This is a genomic window from Roseicyclus salinarum, from assembly GCF_029624655.1.
GTDB lineage: Bacteria > Pseudomonadota > Alphaproteobacteria > Rhodobacterales > Rhodobacteraceae > Roseibacterium > Roseibacterium salinarum.
The window spans coordinates 233,263-258,419 of the sequence record NZ_JARRSA010000001.1 but is presented as its reverse complement, the minus strand read 5'-3'; the positions used below and the strand labels follow the sequence as shown (position 1 = coordinate 258,419).

At 68.6% G+C, this 25,157-nt stretch carries 21 protein-coding genes; 12 read left to right on the top strand and 9 right to left on the bottom strand.

Going from position 1 to position 25,157, the window contains the following annotated elements; translation table 11 throughout:
• Window positions 1-69: 69 nt before the first annotated feature.
• The 5 genes from P6F26_RS01235 to P6F26_RS01215 all read left to right on the top strand — a co-directional run bounded on the left by P6F26_RS01235 (window position 70) and on the right by P6F26_RS01215 (window position 7,547).
• Complete coding sequence (locus tag P6F26_RS01235; RefSeq protein ID WP_278026803.1) at window positions 70-2,898, top strand: calcium-binding protein; 2,829 nt, start codon at window positions 70-72, stop codon at window positions 2,896-2,898.
• 105 nt (window positions 2,899-3,003) lie between these two features.
• On the top strand, window positions 3,004-4,521 hold the full coding sequence (gpmI, locus tag P6F26_RS01230; protein WP_278026802.1) for a 2,3-bisphosphoglycerate-independent phosphoglycerate mutase: 1,518 nt from the start codon (window positions 3,004-3,006) through the stop codon (window positions 4,519-4,521).
• Complete coding sequence (locus tag P6F26_RS01225; protein ID WP_278026801.1) at window positions 4,518-5,651, top strand: murein hydrolase activator EnvC family protein; 1,134 nt, start codon at window positions 4,518-4,520, stop codon at window positions 5,649-5,651. The genes gpmI and P6F26_RS01225 overlap by 4 nt, the downstream gene beginning before the upstream one ends.
• Window positions 5,652-5,728: 77 nt before the next feature.
• Window positions 5,729-7,063, top strand: a complete 1,335-nt coding sequence (locus P6F26_RS01220) for a S41 family peptidase (protein WP_278026800.1) — start codon at window positions 5,729-5,731, stop codon at window positions 7,061-7,063.
• Between the two features lie 4 nt (window positions 7,064-7,067).
• Window positions 7,068-7,547 carry an RNA pyrophosphohydrolase gene (locus P6F26_RS01215; protein WP_278026799.1) on the top strand — a complete coding sequence of 160 codons (480 nt, stop codon included), beginning with the start codon at window positions 7,068-7,070 and terminating at the stop codon, window positions 7,545-7,547.
• Window positions 7,548-7,569: 22 nt separating this feature from the next.
• On the opposite strand, the gene P6F26_RS01210 is transcribed toward P6F26_RS01215, so the two are convergent.
• Window positions 7,570-8,055, bottom strand: a complete 486-nt coding sequence (locus tag P6F26_RS01210) for a hypothetical protein (protein ID WP_278026798.1) — start codon at window positions 8,053-8,055, stop codon at window positions 7,570-7,572.
• Between the two features lie 114 nt (window positions 8,056-8,169).
• On the opposite strand from P6F26_RS01210, the gene P6F26_RS01205 reads away from it, so the two are divergent.
• Complete coding sequence (locus tag P6F26_RS01205) at window positions 8,170-11,100, top strand: error-prone DNA polymerase (RefSeq protein WP_278026797.1); 2,931 nt, start codon at window positions 8,170-8,172, stop codon at window positions 11,098-11,100.
• Window positions 11,101-11,115: 15 nt separating this feature from the next.
• Here the strand turns inward: P6F26_RS01205 and pip are convergent, their stop codons facing one another.
• Window positions 11,116-12,105, bottom strand: coding sequence for a prolyl aminopeptidase (pip, locus tag P6F26_RS01200; RefSeq protein ID WP_278026796.1), 990 nt, complete (start codon window positions 12,103-12,105; stop codon window positions 11,116-11,118).
• A gap of 69 nt (window positions 12,106-12,174) precedes the next feature.
• On the opposite strand from pip, the gene ubiG reads away from it, so the two are divergent.
• A complete protein-coding gene (gene ubiG, locus P6F26_RS01195; protein ID WP_278026795.1) occupies window positions 12,175-12,945 on the top strand; it encodes a bifunctional 2-polyprenyl-6-hydroxyphenol methylase/3-demethylubiquinol 3-O-methyltransferase UbiG in 771 nt (256 codons plus the stop codon).
• 3 nt (window positions 12,946-12,948) lie between these two features.
• On the opposite strand, the gene P6F26_RS01190 is transcribed toward ubiG, so the two are convergent.
• The 3 genes from P6F26_RS01190 to P6F26_RS01180 all read right to left on the bottom strand — a co-directional run bounded on the left by P6F26_RS01190 (window position 12,949) and on the right by P6F26_RS01180 (window position 14,542).
• Complete coding sequence (locus P6F26_RS01190; protein WP_278026868.1) at window positions 12,949-13,350, bottom strand: MarR family winged helix-turn-helix transcriptional regulator; 402 nt, start codon at window positions 13,348-13,350, stop codon at window positions 12,949-12,951.
• Between the two features lie 147 nt (window positions 13,351-13,497).
• Window positions 13,498-13,758: a glutaredoxin 3 gene (grxC, locus tag P6F26_RS01185; RefSeq protein ID WP_278026794.1), complete on the bottom strand. Its 261-nt coding sequence runs from the start codon at window positions 13,756-13,758 to the stop codon at window positions 13,498-13,500.
• Between the two features lie 58 nt (window positions 13,759-13,816).
• Window positions 13,817-14,542, bottom strand: a complete 726-nt coding sequence (locus P6F26_RS01180; RefSeq protein WP_278026793.1) for a ComF family protein — start codon at window positions 14,540-14,542, stop codon at window positions 13,817-13,819.
• Between the two features lie 46 nt (window positions 14,543-14,588).
• On the opposite strand from P6F26_RS01180, the gene P6F26_RS01175 reads away from it, so the two are divergent.
• On the top strand, window positions 14,589-15,425 hold the full coding sequence (locus P6F26_RS01175; protein ID WP_430736709.1) for a methyltransferase domain-containing protein: 837 nt from the start codon (window positions 14,589-14,591) through the stop codon (window positions 15,423-15,425).
• A 54-nt stretch (window positions 15,426-15,479) separates the two neighbouring features.
• Window positions 15,480-16,550, top strand: coding sequence for a ferrochelatase (hemH, locus tag P6F26_RS01170; protein WP_278026791.1), 1,071 nt, complete (start codon window positions 15,480-15,482; stop codon window positions 16,548-16,550).
• A 3-nt stretch (window positions 16,551-16,553) separates the two neighbouring features.
• On the opposite strand, the gene P6F26_RS01165 is transcribed toward hemH, so the two are convergent.
• From P6F26_RS01165 to P6F26_RS01150, 4 genes are all read right to left on the bottom strand, one after another.
• Window positions 16,554-16,694 carry a hypothetical protein gene (locus tag P6F26_RS01165; RefSeq protein ID WP_278026790.1) on the bottom strand — a complete coding sequence of 47 codons (141 nt, stop codon included), beginning with the start codon at window positions 16,692-16,694 and terminating at the stop codon, window positions 16,554-16,556.
• A gap of 145 nt (window positions 16,695-16,839) precedes the next feature.
• Window positions 16,840-17,238: an 8-oxo-dGTP diphosphatase MutT gene (gene mutT, locus P6F26_RS01160; RefSeq protein WP_278026867.1), complete on the bottom strand. Its 399-nt coding sequence runs from the start codon at window positions 17,236-17,238 to the stop codon at window positions 16,840-16,842.
• Between the two features lie 23 nt (window positions 17,239-17,261).
• A complete protein-coding gene (gene argJ, locus P6F26_RS01155) occupies window positions 17,262-18,620 on the bottom strand; it encodes a bifunctional glutamate N-acetyltransferase/amino-acid acetyltransferase ArgJ (RefSeq protein WP_278026789.1) in 1,359 nt (452 codons plus the stop codon).
• Between the two features lie 16 nt (window positions 18,621-18,636).
• Window positions 18,637-19,476, bottom strand: coding sequence for a peptidylprolyl isomerase (locus tag P6F26_RS01150; RefSeq protein ID WP_278026788.1), 840 nt, complete (start codon window positions 19,474-19,476; stop codon window positions 18,637-18,639).
• A gap of 236 nt (window positions 19,477-19,712) precedes the next feature.
• Here P6F26_RS01150 and secA point away from each other — a divergent pair, with 236 nt between their 5' ends.
• The 3 genes from secA to P6F26_RS01135 all read left to right on the top strand — a co-directional run bounded on the left by secA (window position 19,713) and on the right by P6F26_RS01135 (window position 25,151).
• Window positions 19,713-22,433, top strand: coding sequence for a preprotein translocase subunit SecA (secA, locus tag P6F26_RS01145; RefSeq protein WP_278026787.1), 2,721 nt, complete (start codon window positions 19,713-19,715; stop codon window positions 22,431-22,433).
• 116 nt (window positions 22,434-22,549) lie between these two features.
• Window positions 22,550-23,569: a hypothetical protein gene (locus P6F26_RS01140; protein WP_278026786.1), complete on the top strand. Its 1,020-nt coding sequence runs from the start codon at window positions 22,550-22,552 to the stop codon at window positions 23,567-23,569.
• A 22-nt stretch (window positions 23,570-23,591) separates the two neighbouring features.
• On the top strand, window positions 23,592-25,151 hold the full coding sequence (locus tag P6F26_RS01135; protein WP_278026785.1) for a phosphate ABC transporter substrate-binding/OmpA family protein: 1,560 nt from the start codon (window positions 23,592-23,594) through the stop codon (window positions 25,149-25,151).
• Window positions 25,152-25,157: the final 6 nt, after the last annotated feature.

Below are 25,157 nucleotides of genomic sequence, written 5' to 3'. Positions count from 1 at the left end.
TTAACCGTTCCTTCTGCAGTTTCCGCGAGACTTGCGCACCCAACGCCTGCCGTCGCGCGGAGAGACCGGATGCCGGGCATCACCTTCCTTGGACAATTCCAATCCGGCCACGGCACCCTGGACCTCGGGATCACGTCGATCACGGTGCGGCCCACGGCCTCGGGCGCGATGCTCTATACCAGCAGCGGGGCCTTCGGGGGGATGGCCGCCTACCAGCTGGCGGCCGGCCCGGCGACCCTTGCCGATCACGCCTATTTCGAAGCCGGCTGGACGGCCGCAGGCCTGTGGGAGCCCGTCCAGTCCGGCATGGGCGGCGCATTTCTCGCGGTCGCGGGAAGCGGGACCGCAGGGCTCTGGGGCTATGCGCTCGCGGCCGACGGAACGCTTGGGGAAGCGACGCGCCTTTCGGACCTGCCGCAGGACATGGGCGCGATCCGGGATCTCGCCGCGCATGATGGCGGCTGGACCTACATCGTGGACGCCGCGACGGGCAGCGTCGGCGCCTACGGCCTCACGCTGACCGACTTGCAGCCGCTGTTCACCGTGGCAGACACCGCCGCCACCTACGCCGCGGACGTCTTCCGGGTCGAGGCGGTCGCGACCGCGGGCGGGAACTACGTCCTGATGGCAAGCGAAGGCGAAAGTGGCGTCACGGCGTTTCGCGCGGAGGCGGGCGGCCTCGTCGCGACCGGAAGCATGGGCGCGAACGAGGGGCTCGGCGTCATGATCCCCACCGCGATGGAGGTCGTCGAGATCGCGGGACGGCATTTCGCGCTTGTCGCCTCGGCCCCCGACACGGGATCGTCCGGCGCGCTCAGCGTCCTGGAACTGACCCAGGGCGGCGCGCTAATCCCGACCGACCACGTCACCGATACGCTCGCCACACGCTTCGGCCGCATCCAGGCCATCGAGGTGATCGCGGCCGCGGGCCGGACGCATGTGCTGGCCGGGGGGGGCGACGATGGTCTCAGCCTGTTCGTCCTGCTGCCGAACGGTCGCCTGCACCTGCTGGAGGTGATCGCGCATGACGGCCAGAACGGGCTTGCCAATGTCACGGCGCTGGCGGGCTGGGCCGATGGCGATGTCCTGCAGATTTATGCCGCGTCGGAGACAACCGGTGGCGTGGCCATGTTCAAGCTGGCGCTGAACGGCGCGGGAATGACGGTCACGGCGCCGCATCCAGGCGGCGTGACGCAGGGCGGCCCGTCCGGCGACGTCATCGTGGGAGGGGCCGGGCATGACCTGCTCCGCGGCCTGGGCGGCGGCGACATCATCGAGGATGGGGCCGGCGCCGACACGCTGGAAGGGGGCGCGGGCGCCGACCGCTTCATCCTGCGCGGCGACGGCGAGATGGACGTGATCACGGATTTCGAACCGGGCGCCGACGTTCTGGACCTTTCCGACTGGGCGTTCCTCTACGACGCCGCGCAGCTCGGCATCGCGCCCTCCGCGAGTGGTGCGACCGTGACATGGCGCGACGAGATCCTGCTGGTGCAGCGCACGGGCGGCGGTCCCCTGTCGGAGGCCGAGATCCTCGCCGCGGTGCTCGATGCGCCGCAACGCCAGCCCTTCCTCGAGCTTCTGGGTCCCTCGGGCCTCGTCCTCGACGGCACGGCCGGGGCCGACGTCCTCGAGGGCGGGACGCAGGACGACACGCTGAACGGAAACGCCGGGAACGACATCCTGCGCGGTCTCGCCGGAGCCGACCGGTTGTGGGGAGGCGACGGCGAGGACCGTCTGGAAGGTGGGACCGGCCCCGACAGCCTCGAGGGCGGGGCTGGCACGGACGCGCTGTTCGGCGAAGACGATGCCGACGTGCTCCGGGGCGGCGACGGCGACGACGGCCTCGACGGCGGGACGGGCGACGACACGCTCGACGGCGGGGCCGGCGTCGACTGGCTGTTCGGACGCGGCGGCAACGACCTGTTGCGCGGCGGGACGGAGACGGACGCGCTGTTCGGGGGCGACGGCGACGATTCCATCGAGGGCGGAGGCGGCGATGACGGCCTCGACGGCGGCGCCGGGCGCGACACGCTCGACGGGGGTGGCGGGATCGACTGGCTGTTCGGCGGGCCCGACGGCGACGTGCTGCGCGGCGGTGCCGACCTCGACGCGCTGTTCGGCGAGGACGGTCCGGACCTGCTGCAGGGCGGCGACGGCGGGGACGGGCTGGACGGCGGCCACGGCGACGACACTCTGGAAGGCGGTGACGGCGTGGACTGGCTGTTCGGAAGCTTCGGCAACGACGTGCTGCATGGCGCCAGCTTCGCGGCGCCAAGCGCCGACACCGACGCGCTTTTCGGACAGGAGGGCGATGACACGCTGCACGGCGGCGGCGGCGGCGACAACCTCGACGGGGGCGCGGGGGCGGATGTCCTTCATGGCGGCGACGGGGCCGACTGGCTGTTCGGGCAGTCGCAGAACGACCTTCTGCATGGCGACGCCGGGTCGGACGTGCTTTTCGGCGGCGATGGCGACGACCTGCTTGAGGGCGGGACGGACGGCGACGCCCTCGACGGCGGCGACGGGGCCGACACGCTCGCCGGGGGCCATGGCGTCGACGTGCTGTTCGGCGGGGCGGGCGCCGACGAGTTCGTGTTCCGGGCCGCCGACGAGGGCGAGGACCTGATCCGCGACTTCGTGACGGGCGTGGACCGGATCGTGCTCGATGCGGCGGCCTTCGGCCTGGGTGCGGCCGGCGCGCTTGCCGGGACCGGGGTCTGGCAGACCGGAGAGGGCTTGCCCTCGGATTTCGGCACCGGCGGCCCCGTCCTCTACTACGAGACGTTCTACCGCGCGCTCTGGTTCGATGCCGACGGCGGCGGGAGCGGCGACGCGAGGGCGCTATTCGCGCTGGAGACGGGGGGCCTTTCCGAGGGCGACATCTGGGGCGCCTGACCGGGCGGTGCCGATCATCGCGGCGCGGCAGCAGCCGGCGCTTCCTTGCGGCGCGGCCGGCGGCTGACTAGAACGATCCCCGACCCCCGAAGGAGCTTCACGCCAATGTCAGCCCCACACAGACCGGTCGTGCTCTGCATTCTGGATGGCTGGGGCATCGGCCCCACCGAAGCCGACAATGCCCCGCACCTTGCGAAGACCCCGAATTTCGACCGGATCATGGCCGACGGACCGCACGCCACGCTGGTGACCCATGGCCGCGATGCCGGCCTGCCCGAGGGGCAGATGGGCAATTCCGAGGTCGGGCACACGAACATCGGCGCAGGCCGCGTCGTCGCCATGGACCTCGGCATGATCGACCTCGCAATCGAGGACGGCACCTTCTTCGAGAACGCGGCCATCCTCGCCTTCATCGACACCCTGAAGAAAGGCGGTGGCACCGCGCATCTGTTCGGGGTCGCCTCGGACGGGGGCGTGCACGGCCATCTCGATCACATCCTCGCCGCCGCGCGGATGATCACGCAGGCCGGCGTGCCGGTGATCGTCCACGCGATCACCGACGGGCGCGACGTGGCGCCGAAATCCGCCGACGGGTTCGTGCCTCATCTGCAGGACGCACTGCCCGACGGCGCACGGATCGGCACGGTAATCGGGCGCTACTTCGCGATGGACCGCGACAATCGATGGGACCGGATCGAGAAGGCATACGGCGCCATCGTCCACGGAACCGGCACCAGGGCCGCCACCGCGGCAGAGGCCGTCGCGCAGGGCTACGAGGCGGGCGAGACGGACGAGTTCCTGATGCCGCGCGTCGTGGACGGATACGACGGCATCCGCGACGGCGACGGTCTGTTCTGCCTCAACTTCAGGGCCGACCGGGCGCGGCAGATCCTGCGCGCTCTCGGCGATCCCGACTTCGACGCGTTCGACGTGTCGGGCCGCCCCGAGATGACGCTTCTGGGAATGGTTGACTATTCCACCGACCACGACCGCTTCATGACCGCGGCCTATCCAAAGCGGCCCGTGGTCAACACGATCGGCGCGTGGGTCGCGCGGCACGGCCTGCGGCAGTTCCGCCTCGCCGAAACGGAGAAGTATCCGCACGTCACCTTCTTCCTCAATGGCGGCAAGGAAACCCCCGAGGAGGGCGAGGACCGCTACATGGCGCCATCGCCCAAGGTCGCGACCTACGACCTCGCCCCGGAAATGAGCGCCGCCGAGGTGTCCGACCAGCTTGTGGAGGCCATAGGCGGCGGCTACGACCTTATCGTGGTCAACTACGCGAACCCGGACATGGTCGGCCATACCGGCGACCTCAAGGCCGCCATCCGCGCCTGCGAAGCGGTGGACGAAGGCCTGGGCCGCGCGCTCGCGGCGCTGGAGAAGGCTGGCGGCGCGATGATCGTCACCGCGGACCACGGCAATTGCGAGACGATGGTGGATCCGGTGACGGGCGGGCCGCACACGTCCCATACCCTGAACCCGGTGCCCGTGATCCTCGTGGGCGGGCCCGAGGGCGCGACGCTTCGCGATGGCCGTCTCGCCGATCTTGCGCCGACGCTTCTGGACCTGGTGGGACTCGAGAAACCTGCCGAGATGACAGGGGAAAGCCTGATCGCATGAGGCGTGCCGCGCGACATGCCGCCGCGGCGCTTCTTCTGGCCGTGACGACCTTGCAGGGTCATGCCGACACGGACGCAGCCACCGCTGCAGGGCGCGCGGCCCTCATGCTGCAGGAGGCGGCCACGGCGCTGGCAGAAGCCGACGGCGCGCGCGACCGCGTGGAGGCCCTGACCGAGACCGTGCGCGCCTACGAGGAGGGGCTTCTCGCCCTTCGCGAAGGCGTGCGGCAGGCGGCCCTGCGCGAACGCGCGATCCTGCTGGTCTTCGAGACCGAGCGCGACCGCCTCGCGCGGTTGCTGGCGGTCCTGCAGACGATCCAGTCATCGCCCGGGCCGGCGCTGCTTCTGCATCCCGAGGGGCCGCTGGGCACCGCGCGGGCGGGGATGATCGTCTCGGACGTCACGCCCGCCGTCGCCCGCCAGGCGCAGGCGCTGCGCGCGCAACTGGAGGAGCTGGCGCTGCTTCGCGCGGTCCAGGACGATTCGCTCACGCAGCTGTCGGACGGCCTCAGGGGCGTGCAGGAGGCGCGGTCGGCGCTGTCCCAGGCCATTGCAGACCGGCGCGAGCTTCCGGCGCCCTTCGCCCTCGACAGCGCGGCGATGCAGTCGATCCTGCGCAACGCGACTTCGCTCGACAGCTTCGCGGAGTTGCTGCGCGAGCTTCCCTCGACCGCCCCGGACGACATCCCGGACTTCCGCGAGGCGCGCGGCGGCTTGCAGGCCCCAGTGCTCGGGACGGTCCTGCGGCGCTACGGGGAAAGCGACGCCGCCGGCGTGGCGCGCCCCGGCCTCGTGCTGGCAAGCAGGCCCCGTGCGCTGGTCACGACGCCATGGCCGGCCTCGGTGAGATATGTGGGACCCCTGCTCGATTACGGAAATGTCATTATCATCGAGCCGGAGGCTGACTATCTCATCATTACAGCGGGTCTCGGCGAGGTTTTCGTCGAGGCCGGCCAGCTGGTGCCGGGGGATACGCCGCTCGGCCTGATGCCGGGACCGGAAGGCGCCGGAGAAGACCTGATACTGCCCGACGGCGACGGGAGCGGCGTCACCCTGTCGGAAACGCTCTATTTGGAGCTCAGAGAGAACGGCCGCCCGGTAGACCCGGAGGACTGGTTCGCATTAGAGTAGGCCGTCGTGGCCACCCGTGGCGTGCACCCGGGACAGACGCAAGACCAGAGACGCTATACGCACAAGGACACATCCAGATGAACAAGCTGATCGTGGCGGCAGTCGGGGGGATCGCAGGGGGCGTCCTGCTCAGCACGCAGGTCGCCGGTCCCCTGCTCGCGCAGGAAGAGGTGCGCAACGCCTCCGTCTACGAACAGCTCGACCTGTTCGGCGACGTCTTCGAGCGCATCCGCTCGAACTACGTCGAAGAAGTTGACGAGGCCGCGCTGATCGAGGCTGCGATCAACGGCATGCTCACCTCCCTCGACCCGCACTCGAGCTATCTGCCACCGCGCGACTTCGATTCGATGCAGGTCCAGACCCGCGGCGAGTTCGGCGGCCTCGGCATCGAGGTGACGCAGGAAGACGGCTTCGTGCGGGTCATCACGCCCATGGACGACACGCCGGCGATGGAAGCGGGCGTCGAGGCGGGCGATTTCATCACCCATGTCGACGGCGAAGCGCTTCTGGGGCTGACGCTGGAACAGGCTGTCGACCTTATGCGCGGGCCCGTCGGTTCGGAGATCGTCATCACGATCGTGCGCGAGGGCGAGGAACAGCCCTTCGACGTGACCATCGTGCGCGACCGTATCCGCCTGACGGCCGTGCGTTCGCGGCTCGAGGGCAATACGGCCGTCCTGCGGGTATCCACATTCAACGACCAGACATTCCCCAACCTCACCGAGGGGCTCGAGGGCCTGATCGAGGAAGTCGGCGGCCTCGAGAACCTCAACGGCGTGGTCATCGACCTGCGCAACAATGCCGGCGGCCTGCTGAGCGAGGCGATCCGCGTCAGCGACGCGTTCCTCGAACAGGGCGAGATCGTCTCGACCCGCGGGCGCGACCCGCAGGACGGCGAGCGCTACAATGCCACGCCGGGCGACCTCATCGACGGGCGGCCCATGGTGGTGCTGGTCAACGGCGGCTCGGCTTCGGCCTCCGAGATCGTGGCCGGCGCGCTTCAGGATCACCGCCGCGCGGTGGTCGTGGGGACGAACACGTTCGGCAAGGGCTCGGTCCAGTCGGTCATGCCGATGCCCGGCAACGGCGCGATGCGCCTGACGACATCGCTTTATTACACGCCGTCTGGCCGCTCGATCCAGGCCCTGGGCGTTGCGCCCGACATCCTGGTGGAGCAGCGCGAGCCGGTCGAGGTCGCCGAGGACGAGGAGCAGAGCCCCTTCCGCCGCAACGAGGCGAGCCTGCGGGGCGCGATCGAGAACTCGACGCTCACCGAGGACCAGCTGCGCCAGCTCGAGGAAGAGCAGGCCATCGCCGAGGCTTCGGCCCGCCTCCGGAACGAGGACTACCAGCTGGCCTATGCCATCGACATCCTCACCGGTCTCAACGCCCTCGGACCGAGCGCGAACTGAGCCCGTGACACCGGACGAGATCGCGGCCCTGCCCTATCGCCCCTGCGTGGGCGTTGTCCTGACGGACGGGCGGGGCCGTGTCTTTGCCGGGCAGCGCGCGGACATGGACACCCCGGCCTGGCAGATGCCGCAGGGCGGGGTCGATCCGGGCGAGGACGTTCTTGCAGCAGCCTACCGCGAGCTTCTGGAGGAAACCGGCGTGCAGACGGCGCATGTCGCCCTTCGCGGGCAGACGCGGGACTGGCAGTATTACGACCTGCCCGCCGAGGTCGTGCCGACCCGCTGGAAGGGCCGGTATCGCGGACAGAAGCAGATGTGGTTCCTGATGGAGCTGACGGCGTCCGAAGATGTCATCGACCTGACCTACAGGGACGTGGAATTCTCGGCTTGGCGCTGGATGACCGGGCCGGACCTGCTGGAGGCGATCGTGGCGTTCAAGCGCCCGATCTACGAGGCCGTGCTGTCGGAATTCGGGCTTGCCTGAACCTTGGCGGCGGCAGGCAGGATCACCCCCAGAAGCCGCCGCCGAAGATGTCGCCGATGTTCTCGATGATTGCGACCAACAGGATGACGCCCATGATCATCATCGCGACTATCCACACGAACTGTAACAGGATCGCCGAGGCGCCAAGCGCCGTGCCATAGGCCGGGTAGTGCCAGTTTTCACGGCGAACCCCGGAAATGAGGGACAGCACGAGCGCCATGACGCCCAGCGTGGGTCCGACGACGGCGAGGTAGATCCACCATTCGACCGTTTCCTCGACGGGCGCGGGTTCGGGACCGCCAAAGAGGCTCGCCCATGCCGAACGTCGGATCTCGCCCGCGATTTCGCCGATCTGGCTGGCCGCCGAGGGGGACGGCTCCAGCCAGGGCCCAGCCATGTGGGTGAAGACCGCGATCAGCCCGAGGCCGCCGGTGATGACGGCCCAGAGGCCGAAGGTGTAGAACGGATGCGGCGCGGGGTCGCCGATGATGGGTGCGTGCTGCGTCATGGCCTCGTTATCACGGGGGAATTTGGCAAGACCATGACAGGCCCGGACCGGAAACCCGGACGCCCGGCAAGCTTCGACTCCAAATGAGAACAAAACGTGAATATACTATGTGGCATGGGATTCGCGGAACTCTCCATCACGTCGAACTTCACCTTCCTCACGGGCGGGTCGCACCCCGAGGAATACGCGCGGCGCGCCGCGCTTCTGGGGCTGGAGGCCATCGCGATCGCCGACGTGAACACGGTCGCGGGCGTGGTCCGCGCATGGTCCGAACTGAAGAAGATCCGCGAGGAGATCGAGGATCGCGCCGAGGCGATGAAGGACCCCATCGGCCCGCCGAAGCCGGCGCACCTGCCCGACCCGCCGAGCCTGAAGCTGGACCATGTCCCGCGGCTTCTGCCGGCGTCCTGCCTGCACCTGACCGAGGGTCTTCGGATCACCGCCCTGCCGCGCGACCGGCAGGGTTGGGCCAGCCTCTGCCGGGTTCTGTCGGTCGGGCGGCGGCGCGCGGAAAAGGGAAACTGCATCCTGCACCTCGACGACCTGCTGGCCCATTCGAAGGGTCTGGAGCTGCTGCTTCACGCGCCGGACAGGTCCACGAAGGAATGGCGCCGCGCAACGGAGCGGCTTTCGCGGCAGCTCGGCCCGCAGACGGGCCTTCTGATGGCGCCCCGCTACGACGGGCAGGACAAGTCTCGATTCAGCCGTGCAGAGACGCTTTCCCAGACGCTGGGCCTGCCGCTCGTGGCCTCCGCCCGGCCGCTGATGCATCACGGATCGCGCCGCAGGCTGACCGATATCCTGACCTGCATCCGCGAGGGCCTGCGCGTCGAGGAGCTTGGCACGGCCGCGCAGGCCAACGCCGAACAGCGCCTGCGCGGCGAGGCCGAGATGCGGCGGATCTTCGACGGGTATCGCGATGCCGTGGACCGCACCGTGGAGATCGTCGCGCGGCTGCGGTTCGACATCCGCTCGCTGCGTTACGAATACCCCTCCGAGATCGCCGACGGCGAAAGCGCCTCGGACCGGCTGACCCGGCTGGCCAGGGCGGGGCTGGCATGGCGCTATCCGCAAGGCATCCCCGATCGCGCCTCGAGGCAGCTCGACCACGAGTTGCGGCTTATCGCGAAACTCGGCTACGAGCCCTATTTCCTGACCGTCCACGACATCGTGGAATTCGCGCGGTCCCGTGGGATCCTGTGCCAGGGGCGCGGCTCGGCGGCGAACTCGATCACCTGCTACGCGCTCGGCGTCACCTCCGTCTCGCCCGAGATCGGCACCATGGTCTTCGAGCGTTTCGTGTCCGAGGCGCGCAACGAGCCGCCCGACATCGACGTCGATTTCGAGCACGAGCGGCGCGAGGAGGTGATCCAGCACATCTACGAACGCTACGGCCGCCACCGCGCGGGGCTGTGCGCCACCGTGATCCACTATCGCGGCAAGCGCGCCGTGCGCGAGGTCGGCCGCGCGATGGGTCTGTCGGAGGACGTGCTGTCCGCGCTGTCGAGCCAGATCTGGGGGTCGTGGTCGAAACATGGCCCGGAACTGGAGCGGATGCGCGAGATCGGCCTCGACCCCGAAAGCCCGCGCCTGAAGCAGACGATTCGCCTGATCGAGGAGATCATCGGCTTTCCCCGGCACCTGTCGCAGCATGTCGGCGGCTTCGTCATCACCGAGGGGCGGCTGGACGAACTGGTGCCCATCGAGAACGCGACGATGGAGGACCGCACCGTCATCTGCTGGGACAAGGACGACATCGACGCGCTCGGCATCCTGAAGGTGGACATCCTCGCGCTGGGGATGCTGACCTGCATCCGCAAGGCGTTCTCGCTTCTGAAGACGCACCACCAGGCGGATTACACTCTGGCGACGCTCCCGCCCGAGGATCCGGCCGTCTACGACATGCTCTGCAGGTCCGACTCGCTTGGCGTCTTCCAGGTGGAGAGCCGGGCGCAGATGAACTTCCTCCCCCGGATGCGGCCGCGCTGCTTCTACGACCTCGTGATCCAGGTGGCGATCATCCGCCCCGGTCCCATCCAGGGCGACATGGTCCACCCCTTCATCCGGCGCCGCAACGGCGAGGAGGAGGTCAGCTTTCCCTCAGACGAGCTTGGCCGCGTGCTCGCCAAGACGCTGGGCGTGCCGCTGTTCCAGGAGCAGGCGATGCAGATCGCGATCGTCGGCGCGGGCTTCACGCCCGAGGAGGCCGACCGCCTGCGCCGCGCGCTCGCCACGTTCAAGAAGCACGGCAACGTCTCGGAATTCCGCACGCGGTTCCTGCGGGGAATGCGCGCCAACGGCTATGACGAGGCCTTCGCCGAGCGCTGTTTCAGCCAGATCGAGGGCTTTGGCAGCTACGGCTTCCCCGAAAGCCACGCCGCGTCCTTCGCGCTTCTGGTCTACGCTTCGTCGTGGCTGAAGCGGCACCACCCAGGCATCTTCGCCTGCGCGCTTCTGAACGCGCAGCCCATGGGCTTCTACGCGCCCGCCCAGATCGTGCGCGACGCCCGCGAACACGGCGTCGAGGTGCGCCCCGTCTGCGTGAACCGCTCGCACTGGGACAACGTGATGGAGCGGACGGAGACCGGCGACCTCGTGCTGCGGCTGGGCTTTCGGCAGATCAGGTCGATGCGCGAGGAGGACGCCGACTGGCTGACCGCCGCGCGCGGCAACGGCTATGTCACGGTCGAGGATGTCTGGCGGCGCGCGGGCCTCGACGCGCGGACGCTGACCGTTCTGGCCGAGGCGGACGCCTTCGCTGGTCTCGGGCTTTCGCGGCGCGAGGCGCTCTGGGCCGCGCGCGCGCTGACGCCGAAGCGCGAACTGCCCCTGTTCGCGGGCGACCTGGACGGCGAGGGCATCGTGGAGGGCAAGGTTAACCTGCCGCAGATGACCGAGGGCGAGGAGGTGGTCGAGGATTACGTCGCAATGCGCCTGACGCTCAGGGCGCATCCCGTGGCGCTGATCCGGCACCGGCTGAGCCCGGGGATCGACCCGCGGCTGCTGAGTGCGCCGGAACACGCCCGCGGCCTTCGGTCCGGTTAGGCGGGCGCCCAGGCCTCAGAGGCCGAACTTCTCGCGCCGCTGGCCGACGATCTTCATCAGGCGCACAAGCTCTTCGCTGATCCCGACCTCGCTGAGGGCGTGGCCCGCCTGACGGATCATGTGAAGCCTGCCCGAGGGCCATTCCGCAGCGAGCCTGTGCGCGGAGACCGGCGGGCAGATCATGTCGTAGCGGCCCTGCACGATGGTTCCCGGAACATGCGCGATGCGATGCAGGTCGCGCAGGATCTGCCCGTCCTCCTCCAGAAAGCCCTTGTTCAGGAAATAATGGTTCTCGAGGCGCGCGAAGGCGCGGGCGTAATCCGCGGGGCTCTCGCCGCCACCGCCATCGCTGTCCATCGAGGCGAGCGCGTTCTCCCACGACGCCCAGGCGCGGGCATAGCGCGTCTCGACCATGAGATCGCCGGAGAACAGGCGCCGGTTGTAAGCGGCGATCAGGTCGCCCCTCTCGTCCTCGGGGATCATGGCGACGAACCGCGACCATTGGTCGGGCCAGAACTGACCCGCGCCGCCGCCGTAGAACCAGTCGAGCTCGCGCTGCATCGACAGGAAGACGCCGCGCAGCGCCAGGTAGCCGACGCGGTCGGGATGCGTTTCGGAATAGATCAGGCCCAGCGTCGCGCCCCAGGATCCGCCGAAGACGGCCCAGCGCTCGATCCCGAGCGTGTTTCGGATGCGCTCGATGTCCGCGACGAGGTGCCACGTCGTGTTGCCGCGCACGCTTGCGTGGGGGCGCGACCGCCCGCAACCGCGCTGGTCGAACAGGATGATGCGCCAGTCCGCGGGATCGAAATACCGCCGCATCGCGGGGCTGCAGCCGCCGCCCGGCCCGCCATGCAGCACCACGACCGGCGCGCCCTTGGGGTTTCCGCACTGCTCGACATAAAGGTGATGACCGTCCCCGACATCCAGCATCCGCTGATCGAAAGGGTCGATCGGAGGAAACAGATGCGCCGCTGCGCGCTTTTGGCCGGAGAACTTGTCCATGCGGTTCCTATATAGATCCCGAAGTGGCCATTGCCGCACCAACACTCGCAGGAAGACGGGGAGATGTCCATGAAGACTGCCAGCGCAGGGACCGCCGAGGAGCGCACGACGACGGTCGACGCCGCCGAAGTGGCGAAGTTCGAGGCCATGGCGGCCGAGTGGTGGGACCCGGCCGGGAAGTTCAAGCCGCTGCACATGCTGAACCCCTGCCGGCTGGACTACATCACGTCCCAGATCGCCGCAGAGCTCGGGCGCGACCTCAGGGCGGACCGGCCGTTCGAAGGTCTGCGCATCCTCGACATCGGCTGCGGCGGCGGCCTGTTGTCCGAGCCGATGGCGCGGCTTGGGGCCGATGTGGTGGGCGCCGACGCGGCCGAGCGCAACATCCCCGTCGCCCGTCTTCATGCCGAGCAGTCCGGCCTCAGGATCGACTACCGCCACACCACCGCCGAGGCGCTGGCCGGCGCGGGCGAGCGGTTCGACGTGGTGCTCAACATGGAAGTGGTCGAGCATGTGGCCGACCCGCAGGCCTACCTGACCGCCTGCCAGGAACTTCTGAAACCCGGCGGGCTGATGATCTGCTCGACGATCAACCGCAATCCGAAGAGCTTCGCGATGGCCATCGTCGGAGCGGAATACGTCATGCGCTGGCTGCCCAAGGGCACGCATGAATGGTCGAAATTCATCACGCCGGACGAATTGTTCGAGATGTTGCGCAAGGCCGGGCTCGCGCCGGTGGACCGCAAGGGGTTCGTGTTCAACCCGATCACATGGGGCTGGTCGCTGTCCGACCGGGACCTCGGCGTGAACTACGTCACGGCCTCGACGAAGCCCGCCTGATCCTCAGCTTCCGTCTTCCTCGAGCCTGAGGCGAAGCTCCCGGATCACGGGAATCGCCTGGCGCACGCGCTCGGAGCCGATCTCGCGCACCGTCTCGGAGAGGATCGGCGCGATGGCCGCGATGGCCGCCTCGCGCGCGCGCCGCCCCGATGGGCTGATCGCGATAAGCTTGCGGCGCGCGTCGTCCCAATCGGGGCGGACGTGGATGTGCCCGGCCCATTCCAGCCGGTTGAGCGTGTTCGTCATCGCGCCGCGCGTCACATGGAAGATGCGCGCCAGCTGCGCCGGCGTCTTCTCCTCGTTGGTGCGGGCAAGGTGGTTCAGCACCGAGAAATGGCTCAGCTCCATGCCCTTGGGCAGTGCCCGGCTCAGCCGGTTGCGCGCCAGCTGGTCGGCCATGAACATCTCGCTGAACAGCGCGACCGAAAGCGGATCGTCGGACTGCGACCCGTCCGGCCTCGGGTGGTCTCGTCTGGAACCGTCCTGCACCATGACCGGATTAAAGGGCCTTGGCGGCGTCCGCATCAAGGGACACCGCGTCGCGGCAGGCCCTCACGCCTCCTGCAGAAGGGGATCGAGCTTACCGTCACGGTCCAGCGCGGCCATGTCGTCGTAGCCGCCGACGTGCCGCTCGCCGATGAAGATCTGGGGCACGGTGTGCCGTCCGCTGGACCGGCCGAGCATCTCCTGACGCTTCTCAGGCGCGCGCGACACGTCGTATTCGGTGTAGGCGATCCCCTTGTCCGTCAGAAGACGCTTGGCGGCGTGGCAATAGCCGCAAAGCGGGGAGGTGTAGATTTCGACGTTCGGCATGTCCCGTTACTCCGGCGTTTGCGATCGACTTCCGCGATCGTCTGTCACGATGCCGTATTTAGGCGTCACCACCCACGCGCGCCAGTGCCAGGACACGCAGATGTGTGGCGCCGGCGGTTCGGCAGGCCTCGGATGCGGCGGCGAAGGTGGCGCCCGAGGTCATCACGTCGTCGACAAGCACGACGGCCCGGCCCTTCAGCGCCTTGCCGAAGCGGGGATGCGGGCCGATCGCGCCGCTCAGGTTCTCGAAACGCGCGTCGCGGGTCCGCCCGTCCTGACTTGGCGTCGCGCGCAAGCGGCGGAGCGCCTGCACCGCGATCTCGGCGCCCGTGACCGAGGCCATCGCCCGGACCAGAAGCGCCGACTGGTTGTAGCGTCTGCGGGCAAGCCGGAGGGGATGCAGCGGGATCGGCACGAGAAGCGGGTCGCCGGCCAGCAGGTCGGCGCCCGCCCGCGCCAGCCACGGCCCCGCGGCGCGCGCCACCTCGGCGCGGTCGCCGTGCTTCAGCCCAAGGACCAGCCTGCGGCCGACATCGGCATAGCCCATGACCGCGCGCCCCGCCTCCCAAGGCCTTGCGATCGCGTGACATTCCTCGCAGGTCAGCCGCTCGCCGCCGGCGGTCTGACCCGGCAGGGCCTTGCCGCACAGATCGCACGCGGCGCCGAGGATGAAGGGCGTCGCGGACCAGCAAGGGCCGCAGAGCGCGAAGTCCCCTTCGACCTGCGCGCCGCAATTGAGGCATTCCGGAGGGAAGACCGCGTGCAGCAGCGTTTGCAATCTCATGTCCGGCCCCTAAGTTCCCGAAGGTCAGCGTCCAGGACAGGCCACGATCGTGACCCCACAGACCCAGCAGCCACGCCTTGTGGATGCCGCGGCATTGTCCCGGCATCGGGCCCGCGCACGGCTGCGGGACGCCGGGTTCCTGCACGAGACCGCTCTCGACGAGATCAATGAAAGGCTGAGGGACGTTAACAGAACGTTTACGTCACCCGCGATCGTGACCGCGCATCCCGGGATCTGGGGCGGCGTCGCCTCCGGCGCCACCTGCGTCGCGCCCGGCGATGTCCTCGATCTCGAACCGGGCGCGCATGACCTCGTGGTTCACGCGATGGCCCTGCACTGGGCCGACGATCCCGTGGGACAGATCGTCCAGTGCCGCCGCGCGCTCAAGGCGGACGGGTTGTTTCTGGGGGCCTGTTTCGGCGGCGAGACGCTGGCCGAGTTGCGCGCCGCGCTGGCCGAGGCCGAGATCGCCGAAACCGGCGGGCTCAGTCCCCGCGTGGCCCCGATGGCCGAGGTTCGCCAGTTGGGCTCCCTTCTGCAGCGTGCGGGGCTGTCGCTTCCGGTGGCGGACGTTCTGGACCAGGTGGCGAGTTATGCGGACATCTTCGCGCTGATGCGCGACCTGCGCGCGATGGGCGAGACGAACGCGCTGGCCGGACGTCATCGCGCTCCGACGCGCCGAAGCCTTTTCGACCGCGCCGATGCGATCTACAGGGCGAACTTCCCAGAAGGCGAGGGCCGCATCCGTGCGACCTTCCAGCTCGTCTTCCTCACCGGATGGGCACCGCACGAGAGCCAGCAGAAGCCGCTCCGCCCCGGCAGTGCCGAGGCGCGGCTTGCCGACGCCCTCAATGCAACGCATGTCCACGACGAAACCGAATAGACCCTTGACCGGGGCCACGATTGAGGCCAGCCACACATGAACATGTTGCAGCAAATGTCAAAAACGACCGAAGCCGCCGAAGCCGCGCCCAAGCTGGTCCACGCGCCCGCGGACCATCCCAAGGTGACGTTCGGCAAGGTCGGCATCCTTCTGGCCAACCTCGGCACGCCTGATCACTACAGCTACTGGCCGATGCGCCGGTATCTCAACGAGTTCCTGTCCGACCGCCGCGTGATCGACTACTCGCCGTGGATCTGGCAGCCGCTCCTGCAGCTCGTGATCCTGACCAAGCGGCCATTCTCGTCGGGCGCCGCATACAAGTCGATCTGGAACGAGGAGCAGAACGAAAGCCCCTTGATGACGATCACCAAGGACCAGACGGCCAAGATCAAGGCGCGGCTGGAAGAGGCCTACGGCGACAGGGTCGTGGTCGATTTCTGCATGCGCTATGGCAACCCCTCGACCAAGTCGAAGGTGGACGAACTGGTGGCGCAGGGCTGCACCAAGATCCTGTTCTTCCCGCTCTATCCGCAATACGCGGGCGCGACCTCGGCCACGGCCTGCGACGAATTCTTCCGCGCCCTGCAGAACATCAAGTGGCAGCCCATCGCCCGCACGGTCGAGCCCTATTACGAGGATCCCGGCTATATCGAGGCGCTGGCCCAGTCGGTCGAGCGCGCCTATGCCGGCCTCGAGAACCGCCCCGACGTGCTGGTGGCAAGCTACCATGGCGTGCCCAAGCGCTACCTGATGGAAGGCGACCCCTACCATTGCCAGTGCCAGAAGACGACGCGCCTCCTGCGCGAGCGCCTGGGCTGGGACAAGACCGAGATCGTCACCACCTTCCAGAGCCGCTTCGGCCCCGAGGAATGGCTGAAGCCCTACACGGTAGAGGAGGTCGCCCGCCTCGCCGAGCAGGGCAAGAAGCGCATCGCCGTCGTCGCGCCGGCCTTCAGCGCCGACTGCATCGAGACGCTCGAAGAGATCAACGAGGAGATCCGCGAGAGCTTCGAGGAGGCGGGCGGCGAGGAATTCACCTACATTCCCTGCCTCAACGATGACGACGCGCATGTCGATGCGCTCGCCCGCGTGGCGATGGACAACCTGCAGGGTTGGCTGGACTGAGGTTCAGGCGGCGCGGACAAGCTCAACGGGCCGGCCGGTATAGAGCCGGCGGCCCACCCGCACGGTCACGAAACCGTTCGGAAGGCGCTCCACGAAAGTGCCCTGCACCGATACGCAGCTTCCAAGGAAGATCGTGGTGAGCACGGTCGAAACCCCCTGACCGAGTGATGTGTCGTGCCGCGACCTTAGACGGTGCGCCCCACAAATCGACCAAAAAATCAGCTAAAATTTGAGCCTTTTGCCCGATCCCTGTGCTGCCGGCGGAAAACCGCCCAGCTACGGAACGCCGTCAGAGCCAATCCCGAAGGATGGGGATCAGCGGCTCGTCGGCGGGCGGCATCGGGTAGTCCCGCAATTCGGAGGCCCGCGCCCACGCGAGGCGCTGGCCCTCGTTCGACCGCGGAATGCCATTCCATTTGCGGCAGGCGAACAGCGGCATCAGAAGGTGGAAATCAGGGTAGCCGTGGCTTGCAAAGGTCAGCGGCGCAAGGCAGCTGTCCCATGTCTCGATCCCGAGTTCCTCGTGCAGTTCGCGCACCAGCGCGGCCTCGGGCGTTTCGCCCGGCTCGACCTTTCCGCCGGGAAACTCCCACAGGCCGGCCATCGACTTGCCCTCGGGCCGCTGCGCCAGCAGGACGCGCCCGTCCCGGTCGATCAGCGCGACGGCGGACACGAGGACGACCTTCAAGGGCGCGGCGTCCGTCGCGATGTTCATGACCGGTAATCCGCGTTGATCTCGATGTAGCGGCTCGTGAAATCGCAGGTCCACACCGTCGCCTCGCCGCGCCCGAGACCGAGGTCCACGGAAATCGTCAGTTCCTGCCCCTTCATGTAGTCCGCGCCGTCCTTTTCGCGGTAGCTCTCGGCGACCCAGCCCTTCTCGGCCACGAGGATCTCGCCGAACCGGATCGACAGAAGGTCGCGGTCGGCGGCGGCGCCGGACTTGCCCACCGCCATCACGACACGGCCCCAGTTCGGATCTTCGCCGGCGATGGCGGTCTTGACCAGCGGGGAATTGGCGATGGCGCGGGCGACCTTGTCGGCGTCGCGGGCGGACTTCGCGCCCGAAACCCGGACCTCGACCAGCTTGGTCGCGCCTTCGCCGTCACGGACGATCTGAAGCGCGAGATCCCGCATCACGCGGTCCAGCGCGGCGGCGAACACCCGGCCCTCGGCGCTCCGCCCCGACGAGATGGGGACGCCGTGCGCGCGGCCCGTCGCGACCAGGAGCACGGTGTCCGAGGTGGAGGTGTCGCTGTCCACGGTGATGGCGTTGAAGCTGGTTCTCGTGGCGGCGCTCAGCATGGATTGCAGCCCGTCGCGGGTGACGTTGGCATCCGTGAAGACATAGGCGAGCATCGTGGCCATGTCGGGCGCGATCATGCCCGAGCCCTTGGCGATGCCGGCGATCGTGACCGTCTTTCCGGCGATCTCGACCTTCTCCGCCGCGCCCTTGGGGAAGGTGTCGGTGGTCATGATCGCCCGCGCGGCCTCCTGCATCCGGTCGGCGGCGAGGCGCGTGACCAGTTCTGGAAGGATGTCGGTGATCCTGCTTGCCGGAAGCGGCTCGCCGATGACGCCGGTGGACGAGGTGAAGACATGGTCGGCCGGGATTCCCACGGCACGCCCCGCGGCCTCGGAAATCGCGGCGACGTCGCTTGCGCCGCGCGCGCCCGTGAAGGTGTTGGCGTTGCCCGAGTTCACGACGATGGCGAAGCCGTGCTTGTGGCGGTCAGACAGCTTCGCGATCTTGTCCTGGCAATCGAGGACTGCGGCGGACCGCGTGGCCGACCGCGTGAAGACGCCGGCCACGGTGCTGCCCGGCGCGATGTCGACAAGCATTACGTCGGTGCGGTTGGCGTAGCGCACCCCTGCCGCCCCGGTTGCGAAAAGAACGCCGTCGACCGGCGGCAGTGCGGGGAAGGAGGCGGGGGCGAGGGGCGAGACGGGCGGCGGGGCCTTCACCGCCCCGGTCGCCTTCGCCTTGCCCTTGCCCTTCTTGCCGACCGCATCCTTGGACGCGGCCTTTTCGGCCTTCAACTTTCTTGTCTTCTTGTCGGCCTTGGCCATTCCGCCCTCACGCGTGTCAATCCTGCAGCAGATCGACATTCGCGATGACGGCAGGATCGATGTCAAGCTCGGGGCGCTCGATCTCGGCCTCGGTCATCAGCTCTTCGATGCGGGCCTCGACACGCGCGCGGCGCAGCCCGTCGATCAGCTCGGCGCGGACCTCCTCGAGGGCCGGCGGCGCCTGCTCGCGCGTGTCGTTGAGCAAGATGACGTGCCAGCCGAACTGGGTCTCGACCGGCGCGGAGACCTCGCCCGGCTCGAGGTCGAACACGGCGGTCTCGAACTCGGGCACCATCATGCCGGCGCTGAACCAGCCAAGCTGCCCGCCATTGGGGCCCGACGGGCCGATGGAGCGTTCGGCGGCAAGCTCGGCGAAGTCGGCGCCGCCGGCGAGCTCGTCGATGATGGCCTGCGCCTCGTCCTCGGCCTCGACGAGGATGTGGCTTGCGTTGAACTCCTCGACCGGATCGACGTCCGCGAACTGCGCGTCGTACTCTGCCTGAAGCTCCTCGTCGCTGATCTCGGCCATGGCGATGTCATCGACATACCCCGCCGCCAGGAAGGCCCGGCGCTCGTTGTCGAGGCCCAGCTCCGTCGCGCGGTCGATGTCCTCGGCCGCGACGTCCGCCAGAACCTGCTGCTGCACCAGCTGCTCGAGCATTCCCTCGAACAGCACCTGCGCCGGAAGCTCCTGATACTGCTGCGGCAGCATCTGGCGCATCGCGATCAGGTGGCCGACGGTGATCTCGTTGCCATTCACGGTGGCAAGCACGGTGTCCGCGCCGACCTCGTCCTGCGCTTGAAGCGGCATGGCGGTCATTGCGACGACGGCGGCGCTGGCGAGAAGTCTTTTCATCGGGGAGGTTCCTTCACGATCGGGCCCCCCGACATGTGTCCGAGGGGCCGCGTTGACAGTCTATCGGCCCGCCCTTATGTCCCAAGCGGGTTTCGCACGGGGTTCGCATCGAGGCCGGCGCCGTCTCGGCGTCGTTGATAGACCGCCGCGATGGGCCGAACAACCCGGGTGCCCCACACATTGGCTTGAGGAAGGCCGGCCCGTCGAACGGATGGTCCGGCGGGAAGGCGTTTCGAATGCTCGGACTAGGGACGATCGCGAAGAAGGTCTTCGGCACGCCGAACGACCGCAAGGTGAAGGCCGTCAGGCCCCTGGTCGAGAAGATCAACGCCCTCGAGCCCGAGTTCCAGAAGCTGAGCGACGACGAGATCATCGCCCGCACCGCCGAGCTGCGGGGCCGCGCCGAGGCCGGCGAAGGCCTCGACGACCTTCTTCCCGAAGCCTTCGCAAACTGCCGCGAGGCCGCGCGCCGCGCGCTTGGCCTCAGGGCCTTCGACGTGCAGCTCGTTGGGGGGATCTTCCTGCACCGCGGAAACATCGCCGAGATGAAGACCGGCGAGGGCAAGACCCTCGTCGCGACCTTCCCGGCCTACCTCAATGCCCTGTCCGGCAAGGGCGTTCACATCGTCACGGTGAACGACTACCTCGCGCGGCGTGACGCCGAGTGGATGGGCAAGGTCTATGCTGCGCTCGGCCTGACCACGGGCGTCGTCTACCCGCGCCAGCCCGAGGACGAGAAGCGCGCGGCCTACGCCGCCGACATCACCTACGCCACCAACAACGAGCTGGGCTTCGATTACCTGCGCGACAACATGCGCGGCAGCCTCGCCGAGATGGCGCAGCGCGGGCACAACTTCGCCATCGTGGACGAGGTCGACTCGATCCTGATCGACGAAGCGCGGACCCCCCTGATCATCTCGGGCCCGAGTGAGGACCGTTCAGACCTCTATGTCTCAATCGACAAGGTGATCCCCGAACTCGCCGAGGAGCATTTCACCCTCGACGAGAAGCAGCGCAGCGCGACCTTCACCGACGAGGGCAACGACTTCCTCGAGGACAAGCTGCACGAGATGGGGATCCTTCCCGAGGGCCAGAGCCTCTACGACCCCGAATCGACCTCGATCGTGCACCACGTCACCAACGCCCTGCGCGCGCACAAGCTGTTCCACCGCGACCAGCAATACATGGTGCGCGGCGGCGAGGTGGTGCTGGTCGACGAATTCACCGGCCGCATGATGCAGGGCCGCCGCCTGTCGGACGGCCTGCACCAGGCCATCGAGGCCAAGGAGGGCTGCAAGATCCAGCCCGAGAACGTGACGATGGCCTCCGTCACCTTCCAGAACTACTTCCGCCTCTACGACAAGCTGGCGGGCATGACCGGCACCGCCACGACCGAGGCCGAGGAATTCGCCTCGATCTACGGGCTCGGCGTCGTCGAGATCCCGACGAACAAGCCCATTGCCCGGATCGACGAGGACGATCAGGTCTATCGCACCGGCACCGAGAAATACGACGCCATCGTCGCGGCGATCCGCGAGGCCCACGAAAAGGGCCAGCCCGTCCTCGTCGGCACCACGTCGATCGAGAAATCCGAGATGCTCAGCCAGCTTCTGACCAAGGCGAAGCTGCCGCACAACGTCCTGAACGCGCGCCAGCACGAGCAGGAGGCGCAGATCGTCGCCGATGCCGGCAAGCTCGGCGCGATCACCATCGCCACGAACATGGCCGGGCGCGGCACCGACATCAAGCTGGGCGGCAACGTCGAGTTCAAGGTCATGGAGGCCATCGCGGCCAACCCCGAGGGCGACCACGAGGAGATCCGCCGCCAAATCGAGGCCGAGCACGAGGCCGACGAGCGGAAGGTGAAGGAGGCCGGAGGCCTTTATGTCCTCGCGACCGAACGCCACGAGAGCCGGCGCATCGACAACCAGCTGCGCGGCCGCTCGGGCCGGCAGGGCGATCCGGGACGCTCGTCGTTCTTCCTGTCTCTGGAAGACGACCTGATGCGGATCTTCGGGTCGGACCGGCTCGACAAGATGCTGTCGACCCTGGGGATGAAGGAAGGCGAGGCCATCGTCCATCCGTGGGTCAACAAGTCGCTCGAGCGGGCGCAGGCGAAGGTCGAGGGGCGCAACTTCGACATCCGCAAGCAGCTTCTGAAGTTCGACGACGTCATGAACGACCAGCGCAAGGTGATCTTCGGCCAGCGCCACGAGATCATGGGCGCCGAGGACATCGCCGAGGTCGCGCGCGACATGCGCCACCAGGTGATCGAGGACATGGTCGCCACGCACATGCCGCCGAGATCCTACGCCGACCAGTGGGATACCGAAGGCCTGAAGGCGGCGGCGCGCCAGACCCTCGGACTCGACCTGCCGATCGAGGAATGGGCCGAGGAGGACGGCGTCGACCAGGAGACGGTGCGCGAGCGGCTCGAGACCAAGGCCGACGAATACATGGCTTCGAAAGCGGCGCAGTTCGGCCCCGAGCAGATGCGCAACATCGAGAAGCAGATCCTGCTTCAGACGATCGACCAGAAGTGGCGCGAGCACCTTCTGACGCTCGAGCACCTGCGATCGGTCGTGGGCTTCCGCGGCTACGCGCAGCGCGACCCGCTCAACGAATACAAGACCGAGTCCTTCCAGCTGTTCGAGCGGATGCTCGACAGCCTGCGCGCCGAGGTCAGCAGCAAGCTGGCGCGGATCCAGCCGCTGACGCCCGAGCAGCAGGCCGAGATCATCCGCCAGCTTCAGGCGCAGCAATCCGCCGCCCGCAAGGAGCTCGAGACCGCCTCGGCGGGCACGGGCGACGGCCGGTCCGACGACGCCGCGCCGGAACCGCTGGTGCCCGGCTTCGACGAGACCAACCCCGACAGCTGGGGCAATCCCGGCCGCAACGACCCCTGCCCCTGCGGCTCGGGCCGGAAGTTCAAGCACTGCCACGGGCGTCTCGCCTGAGCGAATGATGTCGATACAGGGGAGACAATCTCCCCTGTATCACACGATTGCTTCCTAAATCCCGCCGCATTCCAGGGCCATGCAGACACTCCGATCCAGATTGCGGAGACGGCGGCATGACCAGACAACGCACCCTCGCACGGATGACCTCGGCCGGGATCCTGTCTTGCGGACTGGCGATCTACGCCGCGCAGGCCGGGATGCTTCCGGGGATCGAACTTGGCGTCCGCCCGCAGGACGAGGCGCGGCCCACCGCGACCACGGGTGCCTTCGCGCGCGCACATGGACACCAGCTTCCCCCCGGCTCGGGCTTTGCTGCCGCGCCAACCCCCGAGGCCGCCGCGCCCGCCGTTCCGCGGATCGAGGCCGTGGTGCGTCCCGCGGCCCTTGCGCCCGAGCTGGCCCCGCCCGCCCCGCGCAGCACCGCCGCGACGGATGCACGGACCTTCAGCCGCTTCGGCCTGCCCTGCGGCCTCGAGGTCTCGGCCAAGGCCGGGACGGCGGCGATGATCGCCGTGGACATTTCGGCGCCGTGCCACCCCGACGCTGACGTCACGCTGCGCCACGCGGGCATTGCCATTTCCGCAAGGACGGACGCTTTCGGCCTTCTGACGCTGGACCTCCCCGCCCTCGAAAGCCCGGCGATCGTCGCCGTCGAACTGGCCGACGGAACCGAACGGACCGCGATGCTTCCGGTTTCGGACCTCGCAGGCTTCGACCGGATCGCACTCGCGTGGGAGGGCGAGCTCGACATGGAGCTTCACGCGCTGGAGGACGGCGCCGCATGGGCGTCGGACGGCCATGTGCGTCCCGCAGCGCCCCGCGGCCCCGAGGCGGCGTCGGAGGGAAGGGGCTTCCTCAGTCTTCTCGGCGACCCGCGGGCATCGGTGCCCCTGCTGGCGCAGGTCTACACGATCCCGCGCGGGACGCGCGCCGCGTCCGGCGTGACCCTTTCCATCGACGCGCCGATCACGGCCGCCAACTGCGCACTTCAGGCCACCGCACGAATCGTGCAGGCCGAAGGCGGCCGGATCGCCATGACGCCGCTTGGCTTCACCTACCCCGGCTGCGATGCCGTGGGCGACACTCTTGTGTTGCAAAATCCCGTGCAGGACCTGAGACTCGCCGCGAATTGAGGCAAGGCGCAATCTCCTTCACATGCTCCATCGCATCGCGGCCGCGTGTCGGAACGCCGGCCTTCTGCTCATAGCGACAAGCCTTGCGGCGGCAGCGCAGGACGTCGAACTGCGGTCGTTCGACGGCACGGTGGAGCTCGAGGGCAACCTCGTCGCCTATGACGGCGCATATTACCAGATCGACACGGTCTACGGCCTTCTCACCGTGTCCGCGGAAGGCGTGTCGTGCGCGGGGCCCGGCTGTCCCGACCTGACGTCCTTCGTCGCGGAGGCGCGCATCAGCGGCGCGGCCACCGTGGCCGAGGGGCTGCTTCCCGAGCTCATCGACGCCTTCGCCCGGGTCAAGGGCATGACCGTTCTGCGCGACGGCGGCGAGGGCCCCGGCACCGTCTACACGCTCCTGCGCGAGGACGGACAGCCGGCCGCGCGGTTCCTCGTCACGCCGGGCTCCACCGACGAGGGGTTCCTGTCGCTGCTGAACGCCGAAGTCGACATCGCGCTGGCCGAACGCGAGCCGAACGAGCCCGAGCGGAGGGCCGCCCGCGATCAGGCGCCGGGCGATCCGCCATTGACCCGGCGCGTGCGGGTGCTGGCGCTGGACGCGCTCGTGCCCGTGGTGTCGGTCGAAAACGCCGCCGACGCACTGTCGCTTGCGGATCTCGCGCGGCTGTTCTCGGGCGATATCGACAATTGGCGCGCCCTCGGGGGGCCGGACGCGCCGGTCGCGCTGCATCTTCTCGCGCCGGGGCTGGGGCCGGCGCAGGATTTCGCGGACCGGGTGCTGATGGCGACCGACCTGCCCCTCGCCGAGGGCATCGTGCGCCACGACAGCGCCGCCGCGCTTGCCGGGGCCGTCGCCCGCGACGCCTTCGCCGTCGGCATCACGACCCGCTCCGCCGTCGGCCCCGCGCGGGCGCTGCCGCTGACCGGGCCCTGCGGGTTTTCGCAGCGGGCCACGGCGGATGCGGTGAAGTCCGAGGATTACCCCCTCACGGCGCCGGTCTACCTCTATCTCGCGCCCTACCGCCTGCCGCAGCTCGTGCGCCAGTTCCTCGCCTTCACCGAAACCGAGGAGGCCGAGCGCATCGTTCAGGAAGCGGGTTACGTCAACCAGACGCTGACACGAACGCCTCTCGTCTTGCAGGGAGAGCGGATTCGCAACGCCGTTCTGGCAGCGGGCGAGGACGTGGCGCTGGAGGATCTCCAGGCCATGCTCCTCAGGCTTGGCGAGGGCGAACGCCTGTCTCCGACCTTCCGCTTCGCCGATGGCGCGGCAGAGCTCGACACGCAGTCGCGCGCCTCGGTCGGGCGCCTCGCCGCCGCGATCGAGCGCGGCGCCTTCGACGGCCGGACGCTTCTTTTCGTCGGCTTCTCCGACAGCGCGGGCTCTCCCGAGATCAATACGCGCCTCGCCCAGCGCAGGGCGCAGGCCGTGCTGGAGGCGGTCGATGCGGCCGCCGAAAGCGCCGGGCGCCGGGTCACTCTGCGCGCCGAGGCCTTCGGCGAGGCGCTTCCGATGGCGTGCGAGGACACCGACTGGGGCCGCGCCGTGAATCGCCGTGTCGAGGTCTGGGTCGAATAGGACCCG